Here is a 19,229-nt window from a genome sequence, read left to right as displayed (position 1 = left end):
GGCTGCGCCGGACATGGTTCAAATTTTGCGCCTTGCAGCGGCGAGAGCCACGCCCACCGACGCGGCTCCCGATCGTCGGCTAGTTTATTTTGCAGGCAATCGACTCGGGGAACTGGCACTCGTCTCCCGGCGCGGTGAAGGCGACCCGGTCGACCTGCATCATCGAGGGACCCTTGTAGGCAAAGGCGCCCATCCAATCCGTCAGGGTATCGGTTCCCCAAAGGCTGAAGAAAATCTTTTGCGGATTGGGCGGGATCTTTGCTGGGTCGGTGACCTCGTGGACCAGTTCGCCATTTACGTAATAGCGAATACGCTCCTTCTCCCAGACGAAAGCGTAGTCGTTGAAGCCCTGGTTGGCGCCGCCCGGCACGTCGACCAGCTTCTCGTTGCCGCCCTTGGCGGAGACGTATTGATTGATCTGGACCTTTGCCGGGTTCTTGCCGAGCACTTCGAAATCGATCTCGTCATGCGGCTTTTTGTCGGCCGGACCGATATAGGTGAAGAAGGCGGAGTTGAGCCCCGAGCCGTCGGCCGTCTTGATCCGCGCCTCGTAGGTGCCATAGCTGAAGCGCTTGCGCGTCTGAATTTCGCCGCAGGCGTAATTGCGCTCGCCGAGTTTTCCTTCGGCAAACGTCAGTTCGGCGATGCCGTTGACGACCTTCGCCTGTTTCTTCGACCAGGTGCAGTTCTGATGCGCGCCATTGTTCCAGCCGTCCGAGACGTACCAGACGGCGGTGTCGAGTGTATCGAAGTTGTCGATGAAAGACGCACCCGTCGTGGTCTCTTCGGCCATGGCCGGACCGGCAAGGCCGACGGCGACAAGGGTGAGCAGGGCGAGGCGGTGAGGTCGTTTCGATCTCATGGTCAGGTCCTTTGCTGGGGGGAGGGACCGGCGCGAACAGCCCCTGTCCGCGCACGCATGTCGCGGGCGGAGCCGGTCCGGCTGCCGGTGAGAATGGCGGTGAGGGCTGGCAGCCAGCGCGCGGAAAGAGCGTAGGCGCCGGCGAGGAAGGCGATTGTTATGAGCGGAACCGCGCAGTAAAACGCCGGGTAGTAGCCGATGTCCGAGCGGTTCCAGATCATCCAGAAGAGCACGAGTAGCGGAAAGTGCGTGCAGAAGATCCAGAAGCTGAGACCGCTGCCGCGCGAAAGCTGAGCGCCGATGTTTGTCCGCACGAGAAGTGCCGAAACCGCCCAGGAACCGACGATGCCGGAAATCGCTATCAGGCTGCGCAGCATCTCGAGCCACACCGGAAAATTCGGGCCAAACTGATAGAGCAGGATGGACAGGAGCACGGCTGCGCTCAGGAACGCGATGGTAATCGGCCAGGAAAAGCGATCGAAGCTGCGGACATCGATGCGATGCAGGCTCATGTAGATGCCGGCGCTAAACCCGAAGAGGATCGACTTCTTCAAAAAGATGCCGTTCGGAACGGGCAGCACCGCATAGGCGAAGAGGACGGCGAGCGTCTGTGCCGGATAGCGCTTGATCAGCCAGGCGAGCGCTGGCGAAAGAACGATACAAAGCAGGAGGTCGCGCAGAAAATAGAGCGGCAGATTGATTGGTAGATCCTCGAGCGCGAAGGCAAAGCTCAGCCACTCTCTGGGGCTGGCTCCGATGACCTCCGGCAAATAGCCCGAACTGATGTCCTTGCTCTGCGCGACGAAAACCAGCGCGAGAAACGCCAGGTTCCACAACAGGAATGGCAAAAGTACCGTCCGAGCCTTGGTCTTCAGCGTCCGGCCATAGTCGAAATTTTCGAGACCGCGACGGAATAGGAGATAACCGGAAATTGCGCTGAGGCAGGGGACGCCGACACGGAAGAGGCTGTCGCCCAAGAAAATGCGCAACCAGTCGATGCCGCCATAGGTGCCGACATACGGACTGGTCGCCGGATCATAAGGCACATGCACAAAGACAATGCCTGAGATCAGCACGATGCGCATCAGATTGATCCGCGAGGAGATATTCGCGTTCACATCAACGATATCCGTCACCCCCATCTGGCAGCGCGTTTAGAAGCGGCCGTTTCAACAGAGCAGACCAGAGCCCGCACCCAGAAGATTAGGCTCGGGCACGGATCAAAATATGGCGCCGCAGCAAACGAATCGGCCTTGGTTTGCTGCGGCGCAGCATTAGAAATCGCGGCAATACTAGGAAAATAGGCCTATCCCCGCACTTGGACTGGGAAAAAACCATGACGAGGGCGTCAGTTGCGGAATATTAACGGCCGCTGATTTTCTGATGCTTCTGCTTGTTAATGCGCATATGTAACGCCGAAAAGTTGTGCGCTTTTTCTTCTGTTTTTCAGTTGAGACAATGCCGCGGATCTCATTCCTCGCCGAAATGCGGCAAGGGTGGGGCAGTCTTTAGCGCTATTCCAGCCGTTATTCGGCGGCGGCTGGTACCGAGCTCGAAGCACCGCGGGAACGAACCATATCGGTGAGCTTTGCCAGCAGCGACCGTTCGGTAACGAGTACCAACACCAGATAGATCAGGGCACCGATCGCGGCGCCAACAAGAACCTGGAGCACCGCGCTTGGAAGAAGCGTGCCGTAGTGGTCCAGCAGCAGCCTTACGACGACAGCCATGATGAAAGCCGAGACCAGCGGCCTCACCGAAATCAGGAACCCGCGCAGGAAGGGCAGCTGGTCGGCGCGAAAGACAACCCAGGAATAGCCGACAAGCGTCGCTAGGTTGACGAGGCAGAGGGCGATCATCGCTTCGACGAGCGATCCGCCGATCGCGGCATAGGCGACGGCGGCAGTGGTGGCGATTGCCCGGATCACCGCCCACCAGAAGAGGGTCGTGCCCTGGCCGATACCCTTGAGATAGGGAATGTAGGTGCTGCAGGGTGTCAGCAGGCCCTTCGACAGGGCGAGCAGGCCGAGCACCGGCCAGGCTGAGGCCCATTGCTGTCCGAAGAGCACGAGCATCGCCGGCTCGGCAAGCGCCCAGAGGCCGAACATCATCGGCGCGAGCAGCACGGTGGTGACCTGCGTGCTGAGCATCAGCGCTTGCGAGCGCCGCTGGCGATCCTCGCCCATATGGCTGAAGGCGGGAAAGAGAACGCCCATGACTGCTGAAAGGACGATCTGGTTCGGAATGCTGGAAAAGCGGTTCGCCGCCGAATAGGCGCCGGCATCCGAAAGGCCGAGATAACGGCTGATGACGACCATCGGCGATTGGAAGGTGACGAAGTTGGCGATCTCGGAGCCCATCATGCCGAAGCTGAAGCGGCAGAGCGAAAGTACGCGCCGTGCCGAAAACACGAAACGCGGGACATAGCCGGAGACGGCGTAGAGACCGGCCAAACGGATGAATGCAGAAACGAAAAGCTGCGCAAGCAGCGACCACACCCCAAAGCCGAGAAGCGCCGCCCCGACCGCGATGAGCGCGCCGAGGATTTCGGAGAGCATGGTCCAGACCGCGTCCTTGCTAAAATTCATCCGCCGGGCAAGCAGTGAATAGGCAACATCGCCGGCAAGCTGCAACGGGATGAGCAGGCTCATGATCTGGAGCAGATGGCTTGCCTCCGGCGCACCGAGCAGGCTCGCCAGCGGTCCGGCAAAGACGAAAAGCCCAAGCGCCATCATCAGCGAAACCACCAGATTGGCCCAGAAAGCGGAGTGGATGAGTTCCATGTCCTCGTCGCGCTGGATGATCAGAGCGGAGGCAAGACCGGCGCCGCCGATCATCGCCAGAAACTGCACGACGGTGAGCGCGACGGCGACCGTTCCGAACTCCTCGGGCGTCAGGATACGGGCAAGAATCGGCACGGTGACAAACTTCAGCCCGAATGTGCCTGTCTTTGAAAGGACGCTCCAGCCGACGTTCCGAGTCACAGACTTGGCATTTACGTTTGAAGGCATGTGAGCATCCCGTGATGCCTTTGAAGGATTTCCGACAAAGGGCAAGCGCTAGATTTGAGGTCGCGACCCGGTGGGAGGAGACCACGAAATACTCTTTTAGAGAAACCGCAGGGGCGAAAAGATGGCGAAGCTGACTGTTATTATTCCCTACTACCAGAAGGAGCCGGGTATTCTTCGGCGCGCGCTCGCGTCCGTCTTTGCCCAAAGCTATCAAGACTTCCATGTCCTGGTGATAGACGATCAATCTCCCTACTCGATCGACGAGGAGTTGAGGCCGCTTGCCGATGGCGAGCGGGCGCGCGTGACGGTGATCCGGCAGGACAACAAGGGTCCAGGCGGCGCGCGCAACACCGGGCTCGACAACGTTCCGGCCGACGCCGCGTTCGCCGCGTTCCTCGATTCCGACGACATCTGGACCACCGATCATCTCCAGAATGCCGTCGACAGCATGAGCCGCTTTGGTGCCGACTGCTACTGGGCGTCGATAACAGGCGGCGAGGCGTTCTACTACCATTTCGGCATCGCCGATCTCGAGGCAAGCGATACGGTCGTGCGCTTGCAGGAAAGCCCGCTTGTCGTCGAAATTCCCGATCTTTCCAATGTCATGCTGCGGAACTGGAGCTTCCTGCACCTGTCTTGCATGGTGGTTGGTCGCCGGCTTTTCGAGACGGTGCGCTTTGATGCCGAGCTGCGTCTCGCGGCCGAGGACGTGCTGTTCTTCTGCGACTGCATTCTGGCGGCAAATCGTGTCGTGCTTTGTGATGCAGCCGGTGCCATGCGCGGGGAGGGCATCAACATCTTCCACTCGATCGACAACGATTCGCCGCAATTCCTGCAGCAGCAGTTCAACACCTTTGTTGCCCTTGAGACGCTTGAGCACCGGCTTTCGCGCAAGCCATCGGCCGTCGCGTCGATCCAGTCCTACCAGCACACGGCCCGTCGTCAGGCGCTCTGGAGCCAGGCGCGCCGGCTGAAGCGGCGGAAGTCGCCGCAGTTTCGACTGCTGGCACGTTGGGTCCTGCGCGATCCCAAGCTGTTGCAAAGCGCATTCGAGCTTGCCGTCGGCAAGTTTTCCCGTTCACGCTGATCCGGACAGAAACTCCTTTTGGAGGAAGAACAAGCCCGCCAGGCGCGGCATCGAACCTATCTCGCATTTGAAAGAAGGGACCGCCCATGAAGCCCTATTACTGGGAATCTCAGCACGGCAATTTCGGCGACGACCTCAACCTCTGGCTTTGGGATTTCCTGCTGCCGGGTTTTCGCGATGTCCACGACGACATCCTCCTCGTCGGCGTCGGCACGGTGCTCAACCGCGCGCTTCTGCCTGATGGCGTCCGCAAGCTCGTTATCGGCAGCGGTTTCGGCTACGGCAGCTTGCCGGACATGCGGGATGCCGCCGAATGGGACCTTCGCTGCGTGCGCGGGCCGTTGACAGCCGAGAAGATCGGCCTTGCGCCGGAGCGCGGTATTGTCGATCCCGCGGTCATGGTCGCCGACATGCCGGAATTCCGAAACCTGCCTAAGCTATACAAGCGCAGTTTCATTCCCCATTGGGAAAGTGCGATCGCCGGTATGTGGCCCGTCACCTGCGGCACCGTCGGCCTGCACTACATCGACCCGCGCGGCGAGGCCAAGAGCGTGATCCGCGAGATCGCGCAATCGGAGTTCATTGTCGCCGAATCGATGCATGGGGCGATTCTTGCCGATGCATTCCGCGTTCCCTGGGTGGCGGTGACGACGTCGGACAGCATCAACAGCTTCAAGTGGAACGACTGGGCAAAAACCGTCGGCGTCGAATACCGTCCCCGCCATGTTCCGGTCTCCAGCCGCACCGAAGCCATGATCAAGGGCGCACGTTTCTGGGGCATGGGCTTCGAGGCGCAGACCGTGCCGGAGGCTGCGAACCTGCGATCCGCCGACGGCGAGGTGATCGTCGCGGCCAGAGAACCGCGTCAGACGTTCTTGCGCAGCGCGGCCAAGCAGGTGCTTGCGGCGCCGTCGACGCTTGCACTTTGGCAGGCCACTCGGGCAGAGCCGCAATTGAGCAGCGACAGCCGGCTCGCCGAACGCAAGGAACGCTTCCAGGATGCGTTGGCCGCCGTACGGCGCGCCTACTTCTAGGATGTGACAAACGGCGCTCCGGACGAGATGCCGGAGCGTATTCCGCTCGCGATGGTTCGACGTGGCGCCGACGCCGCAACGCGTGGTGCTAGCGCGCGTGCTCCGCGCCGATGGGCAGAAGGTAGCGCACTGCCGCGCCTCCGCCCGCCGGTGCCGCATCCTGGCGCGGCCTGAAGCGCTCCGTCTTGTCGGCGAAGATACCGGCGGTGACGGCCGGCGCGGCGCCCGGGCGCCGCATGAGGTAACCGATCGCAGCCATTGCGCCGCGCTCTTTCTTGAGGTCGAGGAAGTGGCGGTGCTGGTAGCGGCCACGCACGTGACGCTCATGCCGTCGCACGGCAGCCGCTGCCTCACCGTCGAGGTCGTTTGCCGCGAGTATGACGCGGTCGGCCTCGTAGAGGCGCTTTAGATCCTCGGTCCGGTGGCTGCCGCTCAACGAATTGCCGCGCACGATCGCCGCATAGCCACAGCTTTGAATGACCTTGTAGCGTGCACCTTTGGCCAGTGCGCGAAGATAGAGGTCATAATCCTCCCCCAGGCGAAGCGCCTCCTGATAGCGGATGCCATGCTTATCGAGGAAGCGGCGGCGCATCAGCGGCTTCAGGAAGCCGATCTCGCCACGTTTCACGCCCGGCTGCGAAATATTGCCCTCGACGAAATCAATGAGGCCGAGAATGCGCGGCCGTGGCGGGAAGTCATCGACCCTTGGAGCCGCACCAGTCACTGCGGCCTCGTCCATGAAGGCGATATTGTCGGCGATGAAATCCCACTCCTCTACTGCGAGCAGCCTGCCGAGCCTGCCCGGTAGAAAGAAATCGTCGGCGTCGAGGATCGCCAGGACCGGGGCACGGCTGATGGCAATCGCATGGTTGCGCGCTGCTGAAGGACCGCGATTGCTTTCAAAGCGTGCGATCGTCAGCCGTCCGCTGTGATCGTCGGCGGACCGCGTCGCGGCGACGGTCTGATCGGTGGAGCCGTCATCCACCACGATCACTTCGCCGGTTTCCGGTTCGGCCAGGGCCGACGCGACGGCGCGGGCGATCGTCGCCTCGGCATTCTTCGCAGCAATGATGACGCAGACATCTGTCCGGGCGACTGTGGTCATGAGGGCCTCCAGTATCGTGTCTCGCGGGCAGCGCGGCGCCTAGGGGCCAAGTGGACTGCACCAGTTCTCGATCGCTGCATGAGGCAGCCGGGTCATTGGCGACCCGCTAGATCATGCAGTGCCGGCATGGAATCTTGCCGTAACGGGCCGCACCATGCAGGGCGATCATGTCGCAACCGCGTCAAAGGCGAATTTTTTGAAGAATGGGGAGGCAGGCTTGTCCGGCCGTGCAGTCAACGATTGAAGTGACCGGGGCGGTTCAGGCGGTGGCTCTTGTCGCCCGGCTTGTCGTCATTGGCCGATTGCAGCACTTCAGCCGTTTTTTTTCCGCGCTCGCGCGCTTTCCTCCAGATTAGGAAAACGACCGCGAGGAAATAGCCGATCTGAATGAGGACCGCACAGATCGCCGTCTGGATGAGCGTGGATGTGAGAGAGCCATTGAGGAAATAGGTGACGACAGCAAAAACCGTCAGGGCGCCGATCATACTCACGAAGACGCGTGGTGCGTACATGGTACTAGCTCGCAATCGGTTCTATCGCTGCAGACGTCATCGCAAAATCGGCCTTTCCTCTGCAAATGTTAATATATTGGCGACGGACATCGGCTGCAACCGGCAATAGCCGCCGCTTTGGTACATAGAAACAGGCAAATCTTTATGTCGCGTTTCGAGCAGCGTCGATCGAATCAAAAATCAGTTGATCAACCTCGAGCGCCATTGTGACGCGAGCCTGCGCTCGGCAGCTGATTTTCCACCTCCCGTCGGGAGAGGGTCTCCACGTCGCCCAATGGTTGCCGCCACACGCACGTGCTGATCAACTTTTATTACAAGTTTGAATGATGTTGCGAGTCTTTGTGTGCGCCGCGAAGACTTGGTGCGATGCAGCAAAATTTGGGAAATACGGAGGACCGATAATTTTGGAGTAGGGGAAATCACGCTCCCGAAGCTCAAAGAAAACATCGGCCTGCGAAGATATCGCCACTTCTCCGGAAATGTAATTTGGCTCGCCAGAAACAATACAGGAATACGTGCGAGGTGATACTGTTTCTCGCAATAATATAACAGCGCCTGTCACGAGAAATATTGCATATTCGAAAGTGGTGATATACGCATTTTGGCCCCTGCTTGGATACTCGCCTTTATTTCGCCTTCAAAAAGCAAATCCTTACCGGACGTTCATTATTCACGATGAGCGCGCCCCAGTGTGGGCTGTAGGCCCCCCTGGGGAGACCGACAAATCGCCAAACGTAAATGGAGTCACCTCTATGAAGTCTGCGACCAGATCGGCCAATTCGCCGTTTTTCAGTGCCGCAGAGTTTGCGGCAATCCCACCCGTGGGTGGCGTTTCGAAGCGTGGCTTCGACGTGCTTGCCGCTTCCCTCGCCCTCGTTTTCTTAAGCCCGCTGTTCCTGATGCTCATGGCGCTGGTCAAGTTTTCCGACGGCGGCAGCATCTTCTACGGCCACCGCCGCATCGGCCACAACGGCAAGTCGTTCCGTTGCCTTAAGTTCCGCACCATGCGCCCTGATGGGGACCGGATCCTGCAGGACTACCTCAAGGCCAATCCGGCCGCCTACGAGGAATGGCGCGCGACGCGCAAACTGCAGGACGACCCGCGTGTCACGGTCGTCGGCAGTGTCCTGCGCAAACTAAGCCTTGATGAACTGCCGCAGCTCGTCAACATCGTGCGCGGTGAAATGAGCATGGTTGGCCCGCGCCCGGTGGTGGAGGACGAACTGGAGCTCTACGACAGCGCCGCCGTCTACTACCTGCAATCCCGACCCGGTCTTACCGGCCTTTGGCAAATCAGCGGGCGCAACGACGTATCCTACGCAACCCGCATCGCGTTCGATACCCAGTACGTCCAGAACTGGTCGCTGCTGAAGGACTTCTCCATCGTTGTCAGAACCATTCCCGCCGTTTGCCTTTCGCGCGGCAGCTACTGACGAAATAGCGCCTGAAAAGCCCGCGCGACCGGTCGCGGGAAGGCGCCTTCATTCGGGAAGCCCAAATGAGAGAACATCATCTGTCGGGAAAGTCGCGCATGCCGCGCACGCTACCCCGTTTCCTGCGCCGGGCGGTTCTCATCGCCGCGGCGCTCACTTGTGCTTTTCCGGCTTGGGCCGATGAGTATCAGCTCGGCACTATGGATAGGCTGAGAATTCGCGTGGCCGAATGGCAGACCGCGGAGGGGGCTGTCCGCGACTGGTCAGTCGTCAGCGGCGAGTACACCGTTGGTCCTTCGGGTGCTCTATCCTTACCCTTCATCGGCGACCTGCCGGCGGCGGGCAAGACAACGACCGAAGTTGGTGAAGCGATCGGCGAGAAGATGCAGACGCTCTTCGGTCTGCGCGATCGGCCGTCCGCCTCCGTCGAACTCGCGCAGTACCGCCCGGTTTACCTCGCAGGCGAGGTCCAGAAGCCCGGCGAATATCCTTTTGCCCCCAATCTGACGGTGCTGAAGGCCGTAAGCCTTGGCGGCGGGTTGCGCCGTTCGGAAAGCGGCCAGCGCTTTGCGCGCGACTACATAAATGCGCATGGCGATTCGAGCGTCCAGACGTCCGAGCGCAACCGGCTGCTGATCCGTCGCGCCCGCCTTCAGGCTGAGATCGCCGAAAAGGATGGCATCGAACTGCCGAAGGACCTTCAGGGCGTTCCCGGTATCGACAAGCTTCTCGCAAACGAGACCGCATTGATGGCCTCGCGTGACAGGAAGCAGAAGCTGCAATTGGAGTCGCTCGCCGATCTGAAGTCCTTGCTCGAAAGCGAAATCCAGTCGCTGGCAAAGAAGACGGAAACCCAGAACCGCCAACTCGAGCTCGTCGTTGAAGACCGCGAGAAGGTCGAAAGCCTCGCCGAAAAGGGCCTGGCGCTCAGCCAGCGCAAGCTGTCCCTGGAGCAGCGCGTAGCCGAACTGCAGGCCGCCCTTCTCGACATCGACACAGCTTCGCTGAAGGCGAAACAGGATGTCAGCAAGGCGGGCCAGGACGAAACCAATCTTCGCAACGATTGGGACGCTCAGCTGGCGCAGGACCTGCAGAACACCGAGGCCGAACTCGACACGCTTTCGATCAAGCTCGGCACCAGCCGCGACTTGATGGCCGAAGCGTTGCTGCAATCGGCCGAAGCCGCGCAGTCGAAGGACAATACGGCGGAGGCGACGATCGCCTATTCGATCATGCGCGAGCGCGACGGAAAGCCGACGGAGATCTCCGCCGACGAAAATACGCCTGTATTGCCGGGTGACGTGATCAAGGTCGAAGCCAACCTGGCAACGCAGTAGGAACGGCTGTGAAAATTTCGAAGGCGAGCCTGATTTCTCCCGATCGCAATGGTGTCTATGGCACTGTTGCGATCGCGCTATCGCTCTTCGTCTTCGCCTATTCCTCGCGCTTCGGACAGGCGTCGATCCTGCTCTACTATGGCCTGTGGCTGCCGCTGGTGCTGGTCGATTACCGTCGTGTGCTCGGCAACTACGGAATCCGCCTCTGGATCCTAGGATTTGCGATCTTCGCCTGCCTGTCGGTCTTCTGGTCGGCGGCGCCCGGAATGACGGCGCGAACGGGGATACAGTATCTCTCCCACGTGATCTGCGCCCTGATTGCCATGCGGGTTGTCGACATCAGGACCCTGGTGCGCGGCGCGATTGCCGGAACCGGCGTCGTTCTCGTCTACTCACTCCTCTTCGGCGTCTACCACCTCGATCCTCTCGACGGCACTTACAGCTTCGTCGGCGCTTTCGCCTCGAAGAACCAGCTGGGCTTCTACGCCTCGCTCGGCATCTATTTCGCCTTTGTCGCGCCGATCGCGCTTGGCGAACGCGGCCTGTGGTTCGCGGCAGCCAGCCTGGTCGCGTTGCTGTCGGCCTATTCACTTTTTGCCTCGCAATCGGCGACGTCGGTGTTGACCACAGTGGTCATCATCGGGCTGTGGCTGGGCATGCGGTTGGTCGGACTATTGTCGCCGGCGCACCGCAAGGGGCTCTTCCTCGCCGCCGCCGTCTGTGGCGTCATGGTCGCCGTTGCGGCCATCTATGGTGGGGGCGTCGATCTTGTCCTCGGGCTTTTCGGCAAGGATTCCACCCTAACCGGACGGACCTATCTGTGGCAGCAGGGCATCGAGGCGGCGATGTCGTCACCGCTGGTCGGTGTCGGCTATCAGGCCTATTGGGTCCAGGGCTTCTCGGAGCCCGAACGCCTGTGGGAAGAGTTCTATATTGCCACGCGCTCCGGCTTCCACTTCCACAACACCTTTATCGAAGCGATGGTGGAGACCGGCGCGATCGGGCTCGTGCTTCTGTCCGGCATCCTTCTGATAACCGTGCTCGGGCATACCAAGCGGTTGTTGACGCAGGATCATGACACGCAATCTTCCGTGCTCTTCGGCATAGCGCTGCTTCTGCTGGTGCGGTCCTTCGTCGAAATCGACATCATGAACCCCTATCACATCGGCTCGTTCCTGCTCTATTTCGCCGCCGGAAAGCTGACTTTACCGGAAGCGCGCACGCACCAGAGCGTCGAAGATCGTCCGGCGCCGGCCGTATCGGAGATCCCGCTACGACTGAGGTATCAATGATCAGCGCCCCGACGACAACGATCTACGGCATTCAGTATCTGCGGGCCGTCGCAGCGCTCGGGGTCGTCGTCTTTCATGCCGCCGAGCGCACCGGGCACCACTTCGCAATTGGTGCTGCCGGCGTCGACGTCTTCTTTGTCATCAGCGGCTTCATCATGTGGGTGATCAGCCAACGGCGGCCGGTGTCACCGCTCGCCTTCCTCCGCGATCGCATCCAGAGGATCGCGCCGATCTACTGGCTCGCAACCGCGGTCATGGTCATCGGCGGCGTTGTTGGCCTGTTTCCCAATCTGGTCTTGAGCAACGCGCATGTGCTTTCCTCGCTGCTGTTCATTCCCATGCGATCGCCAAGCAGCGGCGAAATCTGGCCAGTGCTGGTGCAGGGTTGGACGCTGAACTACGAGATGTTCTTCTATGCGATCTTCGCCTTGACACTGCTGTTGCCGCGGTCGAGCCGGTTGCCGGCGATCGCTGGCTGTTTCTCGGCGCTGGTTGCCATCGGCTTTGCCGTCGACAGCGACAACGCGCTCTTCGTCACCTATACGCGGCCGATTATTCTTGAATTTGTGGCAGGCATGGTCGTCGCCGAGTTGTGGCTGAGAGGCAGGGTGCCCGGCGCAAAGTCCGGCCTTATGCTTGTCGCCGGCGCGTTTTCAGGATTTGCGGCGGTCGCCGTGCTTCGCCTGCCTTTCGACGAATTCATCCTCGGGCCTTTGGCCGTCATGCTCGTCTTGGGAACGCTGGCGCTCGAAGCGCAGGGCTGGTTCCGCCCCAGCAGGCTGCCGATGATGCTCGGCGACGCATCCTACTCGATCTACCTCTGGCACACCTTTGCGATTTCGGTCGTGGTCAAGGCTTGTGGAATGATGGGTATAGGGCTGCTCACATCGGCGCTGCTGGCGGTCATTGCAGGGACTGCGCTTGGCGTTTTCGCCTATCTTCTGATCGAGAAGCCGCTGGCCACACGGCTGCGCTCGGGCTTTTTCTCAAGGCCGGTGCAGCACACGGCCTGACAAATCGGAGCCGTCTGGGGCGGCGATCACCGCCGCGCCAGACGTGGTCTGTATCTCAGACACCCTGATTACGACGGGAATGCCAGTTCCAGGCCGTGCGCGTGATGTCGGTGAGACCGTATTTCGGAACCCAGCCGAGAATGTCGCGCGCCTTGTCGTTGTTGGCGACCAGGGTGGTCGAATCCCCTTCGCGGCGGTCGACGAGATCGACCTGGAATTCGCGTCCCGAAACCTCGGAAATCGCCGTCAAGAGTTCCTTGACGGTCGTGCCGGTGCCTGTGCCGAGATTGAGCTCGACGCTGTCGCCGCCCGAAAGCAGGTGTTCGACCGCGCGCACATGGGCGTCGGCAAGATCAAGCACGTGGATGTAGTCGCGCACGCAGGTGCCGTCGCGGGTGTCGTAGTCCGTGCCGAAGATCTTGAAACTCTGGCGTCGGCCGAGGGCCGCGTCGATGGCGAGCGGGATGGCATGCGTCTCCGGCTCGTGCCACTCGCCGATGCGGCCTTCCGGATCGGCGCCAGCGGCGTTGAAGTAGCGCAGGATCACCGAGCGCAGGCCCTTGTACTGCCCGTAGTCCTTCAGTGCCTGTTCGCACACCCATTTGGTCCGGCCGTAAGGGTTGATCGGCGCCTGGCGGTGCTGTTCGTCGATCGGCACGCTCTCCGGCAGGCCATAGGTGGCGCAGGTCGAAGAGAAGACGAAAGCTTCGACGCCTGCGGCAAGGGCAGCCGAAAGCAAGGTCAGCGTGCCGATGACATTGTTGTCGTAGAAGGAAACCGGGTCTTTCACCGATTCACCCACCTCGATCATCGCGGCAAAATGCAGGATGGCGCGTGGCTTGTGACGGGCAAGGACCTCGTCGAGCCGCTTTCGGTCGCGGATATCACCCTTTTCCAGCACGCCCCATTTGACGAATTCTTCGTGGCCGTTCGAAAGGTTGTCGTAAACGACAGGCTCGAAACCCTTGTTGGCGAGTTCGAGGCACGTATGCGAGCCGATGTAGCCGGCACCGCCGACGACGAGGACTTTATTGCTTTCCATGATGCTTACGATCCTTGGGAGGTTCAGAGAAATTGCCAAGATTTTTCAACGGATGACGACAATGGTGTCAATGCCGCGCGCAATCAAGCACGTGTCCATGTCGCGTATGTGGCGGTGGTTACCAGCGGGCTTCTTTCCACACTTCCGTCGATCCCGGCCCTTCAAAATTGGTGGGAAAAATGCGGGAAGGGACAATTATCTCCCCCGGCGACGGCGAGCTAGATGCTTCTTTCGGTTCGGGTAAAACATATAGCATATTAATTTACTAGATTTAATTGATTACGCCGGCCGCAGTCGTACCATAGCCTCCAGATTTCTGAAGGAAGGCTCTCATGACGACGAAACTGAAACGCTTGGCACTGACGCTCGCCACACTTGCGACCACTGGCCTGGCTCTGAGCGACGCGCAGGCGCAAGCGGCAGATCCGGTCAAGGGCGGTACGCTGATCTATCTTGAGCAGCAGGCCCACACGAACCTCTACCCGCCGGCCGGCGGCTTTTATCCGAACGGTGGCATCCTCAACCAGATCACCGACAAGCTGACCTATCAGAACCCGAAGACACTCGAGATCGAGCCCTGGATCGCCGAGTCCTGGACGGTCAACGCGAATGCGACCGAATATACGTTCAAGATCCGTCCCGGCGTGACGTTCTCCGATGGTTCGCCGCTCGACGCGGCTGCCGTTGCCAAGAACTACGACGTCTTCGGCCTCGGCAACAAAGCCCTGAAGCAGCCGGTCTCCGAGGTCATCAACAACTACGAGCGCAGCGAAGTCGTCGATCCGCTGACGGTCAAATTCTACTTCAAGAAGCCGTCGCCGGGGTTCCTTCAGGGAACGTCCGTGATCGGTTCGGGCCTGGTCGCGGCAAGCACGCTGGCACTGCCCTTCGAAGAACTCGGCGACGCCACGAAAATCATCGGCTCCGGCCCATTCGTCGTCGAGAGCGAGACGATCGGCAAGGAACTGAACCTGAAGGCGCGCGACGAATACAATTGGGGCCCGGCCAAACTCGAACACCAGGGCCGCGCCTATCTCGACGGCATCAAGTACATCATCACCGGTGAAGACAGCGTGCGCATTGGTGCACTGCTCGCAGGGCAGGCGGATTTCATCCGCCAGGTCCAGGCCTATGACGAGGGCCAAGTCGAGGCGCAGGACTATCAGATCTACGCGCCTTCCACCCGCGGGGTGAACAACAGTGTCGTCTTCCGCCCAGACAACCCGTTGGTGTCCGACATCAGGGTGCGTCAGGCGCTGCTGCATGCGACCGACACCAAGGAAATCGTCACCACATTGTTTTCTGCCAATTATCCGCAGGCAACCTCGATCATCGCGTCGTCGGCCCTCGGCTACAAGGATATCTCGGCCAAGCTCGCTTTTGATCCGGCGAAGGCCAAGGCCCTGCTCGATGAAGCGGGCTGGTCGGTCGCCGCCAACGGTCTGCGCCAGAAGGACGGCAAGGAACTGGTGCTGACGGCTTATGAATCGCTGCCGCAGCCGCAGAACAAGGAAACGCTGCAACTGGTCGCGCAGCAGTGGGGAAAGGTGGGCGTCAAGCTGAGCGTTCTTGCCGGCGATAGCGGCAGCAAGACGGTGGATGATCTCGATCCGCTGAAGACGCCGGTGTCGCCTGCCATGGTCGGCCGTGCCGATCCCGATGTGATCAAGAGCCAGTACTATCCGAAGAACCGCGATGTGCTGCGCCAGAAGGGCGGGCTTAGCGACAAGGTCCAGAGCTTCGTCGATACCAAGCTGAATGGTCTGCTCGATGCGCTCGCGTCCGAGCCGGATCGCCAGAAGCGCCTCGCGATTGCCGGCGAGGTTCAGGATTACGTCGTCGATCAAGCCTATGCGATCCCGATCTTCGAGGAGCCGCAGGCCTATGCAGGTGCGCCCTACGTCCAGGGTGTGGCATTCGAGGCCGTCGGGCGTCCAAGCTTCTACAGCACCTGGCTTGCTGAACATTGATCGGTTCGACGGCCACCGCAACGTCGGTGGCCGTCGTCTCTGAAATCCGCCTGCGAGGAACGGATCATGTCCGCCTATTTGTTCAATCGTGTTGCTCAGGCTCTGTTTGTGCTTTGGGCCGCATTCACGATCTCTTTCGTGCTGCTGCAGGCAATGCCCGGCGATGCGATCCTCATTAAGTTCCAGAACCCCGATCTCGGCCTGACCGCCGAACAGGTCGCCGAAATCCGCGCCTCTTATGCGGTCGATAGCTCCGTGCCGGTGCAATACGCGCGGACTATCGGCAAGTTCCTGGCCGGCAACTTCGGCTACTCGGTTCAAGCCGGTGTTCCGGTTTCAAGTCTGCTTGCTGCGCATCTGCCGGCAACGCTGAAGCTCGCGGGGCTAGGCTTCCTGCTAGCTGCGATCCTGGCGACCGTCATCGCTTTCCTCTCCAGTCTCGCGCCGTTTGCGTGGCTGCGTGGCGCGCTGCAGTCGGTTCCGTCGCTCTTCATTTCTATCCCGACCTTCTGGCTCGGCATCATGCTCATCCAGATCTTCTCCTTCCGCCTGAAACTCGTGCCCGTCATCAACCCTGGTCCCTGGCAGGAATTGATCCTGCCGGTTGCAACGCTTGCCGTGCCGATTTCCGCGCCACTGGCGCAGGTGCTCGTTCGCAATATCGACGAGGTGATGACGCGGCCCTTCGTCGCCGTGGCGCGGGCAAAGGGCGCCACTCGCCTTTGGGTTCTCTGGCGGCACGTCGCGAAGAACGCGCTGCTTCCGACGCTGACGATTGCCGGCGTGTTGTTCGGCGAACTGATTGCCGGGGCCGTGGTGACCGAGACCGTCTTCGGGCTGAACGGCATTGGCGGGCTGACCGAACGCGCCGTGGGCAGCCAGGACGCAGCCGTGCTTCAGGCGATCGTCGTTCTGTCTGCGCTGGCCTTCGTGATCATCAATCTCGCTGTGGACCTGCTCTATCCGGTGCTCGACCCACGCCTCAGGACCAAAACGGGAGCCGTTGCATGACGACCTTCGATACGCTTCGCGATGACGCTATTGCGGCGCCAAGGGCAAAGAGCGAGCGGCGTTCTGGCGCGGCATCGCGGCTGCGCCGTGTACCCGTAGGACTGGCCCTTTCCTGGCTTATCCTCGGTTCTGTTTTCCTCTGGGCGGTCGCCCCCTCGTTCTTCACAGGCTACAACCCGCTTGAGGGCGTCGGTGGCGCGCAGTTGCAGCGGCCGAGCGCCGATCATCTGCTCGGAACCGATGCGCTCGGGCGCGATCTCTATGCGCGCATCGTCTACGGGGCCGTTCATTCCCTGACAGGTGCTTTTGTCGCCGTCGGGCTGGGACTTGCGGTCGGCACCGGTCTCGGCGTCGTCGCTGGTTCGGTGCGGCGTCGCTTCGACGATGCGATCATGCGCGTTGTCGACGTGCTCCTGTCGATCCCTCCGCTGCTGCTTTCGCTCAGCATCATTATCCTGCTCGGCTTTGGAACTGTGAACGCGGCAATCGCTGTTGGGGTCACCTCGGTCGCAGGCTTTGCCCGGCTGGCGCGGGCGGAAGTCGTGCGCGTGCGTCGCAGCGATTATGTCGAGGCGGCCTTCGGCAGTGGCGGGACCTTCGCCTCGGTTCTGTGGCGCCATATTCTGCCGAATTCCTTAACCTCGGTCGTCGCCTTTGCCGCGCTGCAATTCGGATCGGCCGTACTGCAGATTTCGACGCTCGGATTTCTCGGCTACGGCGCGCCGCCGCCGACCCCGGAATGGGGGCTGCTGATCGCCGAGGGGCGCAACTACATTTCGACCGCCTGGTGGCTGACCACCGCGCCCGGCCTCGTGGTTGTCCTCGTCGTGCTGGCTGCCAATCGCGTCAGCCAATCTTTCGGGAGGCCCGCAGCATGACCGTCATACCTGGACCTTTTCCCCCCGTTCTCGAGGTCGAGGATCTTTGCATTGCCTACGCTGACAGCAGCGGCGAACGCCGCGCCGTTCATGACGTTTCGTTTCGCATCAATCCAGGCGAGGTTGTGGCCCTTGTCGGTGAATCCGGTTCCGGCAAGACGACGACCGCACAGTCGATCATCGGTCTGCTCGCTGCGAATGGCCGAGTGGAACGCGGAACCATCAAGCTGAACGGAACCGACATTGCCCGCTGGACGGATCGGCAACTGGACACGGTGCGCGGCGCGAGGATCAGCCTCGTGCCTCAGGATCCGGGAAGTTCGCTCAATCCGGTCAAGACGATCGGCTCGCAACTCGGCGAGATGTTCCGTATCCACGGCGCGCTGCGATCCGACGAGATCGAGGCCCGGGTGCTCTCTCTTCTGGCCCGCGTCGGCTTGAGCGAGCCGGCACTTCGGGCGCGGCAGTATCCGCATGAACTGTCGGGCGGCATGCGCCAAAGGGTCTTGATTGCGATTGCGATTGCGCTGAAGCCACAGCTGATCATCGCCGACGAGCCGACGAGCGCGCTCGACGTCACAGTCCAGAAGCGCATTCTTGATCTCATCGACGAGTTGCGAACCGAGTATGGTACGGCCGTGCTTCTGGTGACCCACGATCTCGGTGTTGCCGCCGACCGGGCCGATCGGATCGTCGTCCTACAGGGCGGCCGGATTCAGGAGCAGGGCGCAACGGGCGCTGTTCTGGCCGCACCACGCAGTCCCTACACGAAACAACTGCTTTCGGACGCGCCATCCTTTACCGCCCCCCCGAGGTTGGCAACGGTTCGACCACCCGTTGCGGAGGTTCCGGATGATATCGTCCTCGTCGAGGGCCTTGTCCGCGAATTCGTTCGCAAGGACGGCGGATCCCCGCTACGCGCCGTCGACGACCTGAGCTTCCGCGTCCGGCGCGGAACGACCCATGCGATCGTCGGGGAATCCGGTTCTGGGAAGACGACGACGATCCGCAACATCGTCGGCTTTGACAGGCCGACGGCCGGGCGGATTGAGATCGACGGCACCAATGTCTCGGGCTTGACCGGAGAGGGGCTTCGGCAGTTCCGCCGCAAAGTCCAGCTCGTTTACCAGAATCCCTACGGCTCGCTGGACCCGCGTCAAAGCGTGCTGCAGATCGTGACCGAGCCGCTGACCAATTACCCGGGGCTCCTGCGTTCTGATCGCGAGGAGAAGGCTAGGGCGATCCTTTGCCGCGTCGGTTTGCCCGAGGACGCATTTGCACGGCGGCCCCATGCGCTTTCCGGCGGCCAGCGCCAGCGTGTTGCCATCGCCCGGGCGCTCGTGCTCGATCCGCAACTGGTTGTGCTCGACGAAGCGGTTTCCGCACTCGACGTCAGCGTGCAGGCCCGCATTCTCGACCTCTTGGACGAACTGCAGGGCGACCTCGGGCTCACCTACCTCTTCGTTTCCCACGACCTCGCCGTGGTGCGTCAGATCTCGGACACCGTTTCGGTTCTGAAGGATGGGCGGCTGGTCGACGGCGGAACCGTTTCCGACGTCTTCGAAAACCCTCGCAGCGATTACACCCGTGAGCTGATCAATGCCATTCCCGGACGCAACCGCCGGGCTGCGACCTGAAGCAG

At 61.0% G+C, this 19,229-nt stretch carries 16 protein-coding genes; 10 read left to right on the top strand and 6 right to left on the bottom strand.

Going from position 1 to position 19,229, the window contains the following annotated elements; all coding sequences use genetic code 11:
• Nucleotides 1-79: 79 nt before the first annotated feature.
• The 3 genes from ASD63_RS10360 to ASD63_RS10350 form a co-directional block, all read right to left on the bottom strand.
• A complete protein-coding gene (locus ASD63_RS10360) occupies nucleotides 80-868 on the bottom strand; it encodes a glycoside hydrolase family 16 protein (protein WP_192445185.1) in 789 nt (262 codons plus the stop codon).
• Nucleotides 865-1,980 (bottom strand): acyltransferase, encoded by a 1,116-nt coding sequence (locus ASD63_RS10355; RefSeq protein ID WP_090297405.1) that lies wholly within the window; start codon nucleotides 1,978-1,980, stop codon nucleotides 865-867. Before ASD63_RS10355 ends, ASD63_RS10360 begins: the two co-directional genes overlap by 4 nt.
• A 408-nt stretch (nucleotides 1,981-2,388) precedes the next feature.
• Nucleotides 2,389-3,873, bottom strand: coding sequence for a lipopolysaccharide biosynthesis protein (locus tag ASD63_RS10350; protein ID WP_060529218.1), 1,485 nt, complete (start codon nucleotides 3,871-3,873; stop codon nucleotides 2,389-2,391).
• A 121-nt stretch (nucleotides 3,874-3,994) separates the two neighbouring features.
• Between ASD63_RS10350 and ASD63_RS10345 the strand changes: the two genes are divergently transcribed.
• Complete coding sequence (locus tag ASD63_RS10345) at nucleotides 3,995-4,960, top strand: glycosyltransferase family 2 protein (RefSeq protein WP_060529217.1); 966 nt, start codon at nucleotides 3,995-3,997, stop codon at nucleotides 4,958-4,960.
• 86 nt (nucleotides 4,961-5,046) lie between these two features.
• Nucleotides 5,047-5,994, top strand: a complete 948-nt coding sequence (locus ASD63_RS10340; protein ID WP_060529216.1) for a polysaccharide pyruvyl transferase family protein — start codon at nucleotides 5,047-5,049, stop codon at nucleotides 5,992-5,994.
• 88 nt (nucleotides 5,995-6,082) lie between these two features.
• Here the strand turns inward: ASD63_RS10340 and ASD63_RS10335 are convergent, their stop codons facing one another.
• Nucleotides 6,083-7,099 carry a glycosyltransferase family 2 protein gene (locus ASD63_RS10335; RefSeq protein ID WP_060529215.1) on the bottom strand — a complete coding sequence of 339 codons (1,017 nt, stop codon included), beginning with the start codon at nucleotides 7,097-7,099 and terminating at the stop codon, nucleotides 6,083-6,085.
• A 233-nt stretch (nucleotides 7,100-7,332) separates the two neighbouring features.
• On the bottom strand, nucleotides 7,333-7,611 hold the full coding sequence (locus ASD63_RS10330) for an exopolysaccharide production repressor protein (protein WP_060529214.1): 279 nt from the start codon (nucleotides 7,609-7,611) through the stop codon (nucleotides 7,333-7,335).
• A gap of 752 nt (nucleotides 7,612-8,363) precedes the next feature.
• Between ASD63_RS10330 and ASD63_RS10325 the strand changes: the two genes are divergently transcribed.
• The 4 genes from ASD63_RS10325 to ASD63_RS10310 all read left to right on the top strand — a co-directional run bounded on the left by ASD63_RS10325 (nucleotide 8,364) and on the right by ASD63_RS10310 (nucleotide 12,686).
• Nucleotides 8,364-9,044 carry a sugar transferase gene (locus ASD63_RS10325; RefSeq protein ID WP_034797965.1) on the top strand — a complete coding sequence of 227 codons (681 nt, stop codon included), beginning with the start codon at nucleotides 8,364-8,366 and terminating at the stop codon, nucleotides 9,042-9,044.
• A 65-nt stretch (nucleotides 9,045-9,109) separates the two neighbouring features.
• Complete coding sequence (locus tag ASD63_RS10320) at nucleotides 9,110-10,381, top strand: polysaccharide biosynthesis/export family protein (protein ID WP_034797963.1); 1,272 nt, start codon at nucleotides 9,110-9,112, stop codon at nucleotides 10,379-10,381.
• Between the two features lie 8 nt (nucleotides 10,382-10,389).
• Nucleotides 10,390-11,673, top strand: a complete 1,284-nt coding sequence (locus ASD63_RS10315; protein ID WP_060529213.1) for an O-antigen ligase — start codon at nucleotides 10,390-10,392, stop codon at nucleotides 11,671-11,673.
• On the top strand, nucleotides 11,670-12,686 hold the full coding sequence (locus ASD63_RS10310) for an acyltransferase (protein WP_060529212.1): 1,017 nt from the start codon (nucleotides 11,670-11,672) through the stop codon (nucleotides 12,684-12,686). The genes ASD63_RS10315 and ASD63_RS10310 overlap by 4 nt, the downstream gene beginning before the upstream one ends.
• 55 nt (nucleotides 12,687-12,741) lie before the next feature.
• Here the strand turns inward: ASD63_RS10310 and galE are convergent, their stop codons facing one another.
• Nucleotides 12,742-13,728, bottom strand: a complete 987-nt coding sequence (galE, locus tag ASD63_RS10305; RefSeq protein ID WP_060521088.1) for a UDP-glucose 4-epimerase GalE — start codon at nucleotides 13,726-13,728, stop codon at nucleotides 12,742-12,744.
• 332 nt (nucleotides 13,729-14,060) lie between these two features.
• On the opposite strand from galE, the gene ASD63_RS10300 reads away from it, so the two are divergent.
• The 4 genes from ASD63_RS10300 to ASD63_RS10285 all read left to right on the top strand — a co-directional run bounded on the left by ASD63_RS10300 (nucleotide 14,061) and on the right by ASD63_RS10285 (nucleotide 19,224).
• A complete protein-coding gene (locus tag ASD63_RS10300) occupies nucleotides 14,061-15,698 on the top strand; it encodes a TIGR04028 family ABC transporter substrate-binding protein (protein WP_060529211.1) in 1,638 nt (545 codons plus the stop codon).
• Nucleotides 15,699-15,764: 66 nt separating this feature from the next.
• The gene (locus tag ASD63_RS10295; RefSeq protein ID WP_060521090.1) at nucleotides 15,765-16,709 is read left to right on the top strand and encodes an ABC transporter permease; all 945 of its coding nucleotides are present in this window, start codon (nucleotides 15,765-15,767) and stop codon (nucleotides 16,707-16,709) included.
• Nucleotides 16,706-17,587, top strand: a complete 882-nt coding sequence (locus ASD63_RS10290) for an ABC transporter permease (protein WP_060529210.1) — start codon at nucleotides 16,706-16,708, stop codon at nucleotides 17,585-17,587. Before ASD63_RS10295 ends, ASD63_RS10290 begins: the two co-directional genes overlap by 4 nt.
• Nucleotides 17,584-19,224: an ABC transporter ATP-binding protein gene (locus tag ASD63_RS10285; RefSeq protein ID WP_060529209.1), complete on the top strand. Its 1,641-nt coding sequence runs from the start codon at nucleotides 17,584-17,586 to the stop codon at nucleotides 19,222-19,224. The genes ASD63_RS10290 and ASD63_RS10285 overlap by 4 nt, the downstream gene beginning before the upstream one ends.
• Nucleotides 19,225-19,229: the final 5 nt, after the last annotated feature.

The sequence above is a fragment of the Ensifer sp. Root558 genome (assembly GCF_001427045.1).
Lineage (GTDB): Bacteria > Pseudomonadota > Alphaproteobacteria > Rhizobiales > Rhizobiaceae > Ensifer > Ensifer adhaerens.
The sequence above is the reverse complement of the archived record's forward strand: the minus strand, read 5'-3'. Positions and strand labels throughout refer to the sequence as shown.

Bases quoted from the DNA above. Each gene is read 5' to 3' on its own strand.
- ASD63_RS10350 (WP_060529218.1), bottom strand. From the start codon at position 3,873: ATGCCTTCAAACGTAAATGCCAAGTCTGTGACTCGGAACGTCGGCTGG.
- ASD63_RS10345 (WP_060529217.1), top strand. From the start codon at position 3,995: ATGGCGAAGCTGACTGTTATTATTCCCTACTACCAGAAGGAGCCGGGT.
- ASD63_RS10340 (WP_060529216.1), top strand. From the start codon at position 5,047: ATGAAGCCCTATTACTGGGAATCTCAGCACGGCAATTTCGGCGACGAC.
- ASD63_RS10335 (WP_060529215.1), bottom strand. From the start codon at position 7,099: ATGACCACAGTCGCCCGGACAGATGTCTGCGTCATCATTGCTGCGAAG.
- ASD63_RS10330 (WP_060529214.1), bottom strand. From the start codon at position 7,611: ATGTACGCACCACGCGTCTTCGTGAGTATGATCGGCGCCCTGACGGTT.
- ASD63_RS10325 (WP_034797965.1), top strand. From the start codon at position 8,364: ATGAAGTCTGCGACCAGATCGGCCAATTCGCCGTTTTTCAGTGCCGCA.
- ASD63_RS10320 (WP_034797963.1), top strand. From the start codon at position 9,110: ATGAGAGAACATCATCTGTCGGGAAAGTCGCGCATGCCGCGCACGCTA.
- ASD63_RS10310 (WP_060529212.1), top strand. From the start codon at position 11,670: ATGATCAGCGCCCCGACGACAACGATCTACGGCATTCAGTATCTGCGG.
- galE (WP_060521088.1), bottom strand. From the start codon at position 13,728: ATGGAAAGCAATAAAGTCCTCGTCGTCGGCGGTGCCGGCTACATCGGC.
- ASD63_RS10300 (WP_060529211.1), top strand. From the start codon at position 14,061: ATGACGACGAAACTGAAACGCTTGGCACTGACGCTCGCCACACTTGCG.
- ASD63_RS10295 (WP_060521090.1), top strand. From the start codon at position 15,765: ATGTCCGCCTATTTGTTCAATCGTGTTGCTCAGGCTCTGTTTGTGCTT.
- ASD63_RS10290 (WP_060529210.1), top strand. From the start codon at position 16,706: ATGACGACCTTCGATACGCTTCGCGATGACGCTATTGCGGCGCCAAGG.
- ASD63_RS10285 (WP_060529209.1), top strand. From the start codon at position 17,584: ATGACCGTCATACCTGGACCTTTTCCCCCCGTTCTCGAGGTCGAGGAT.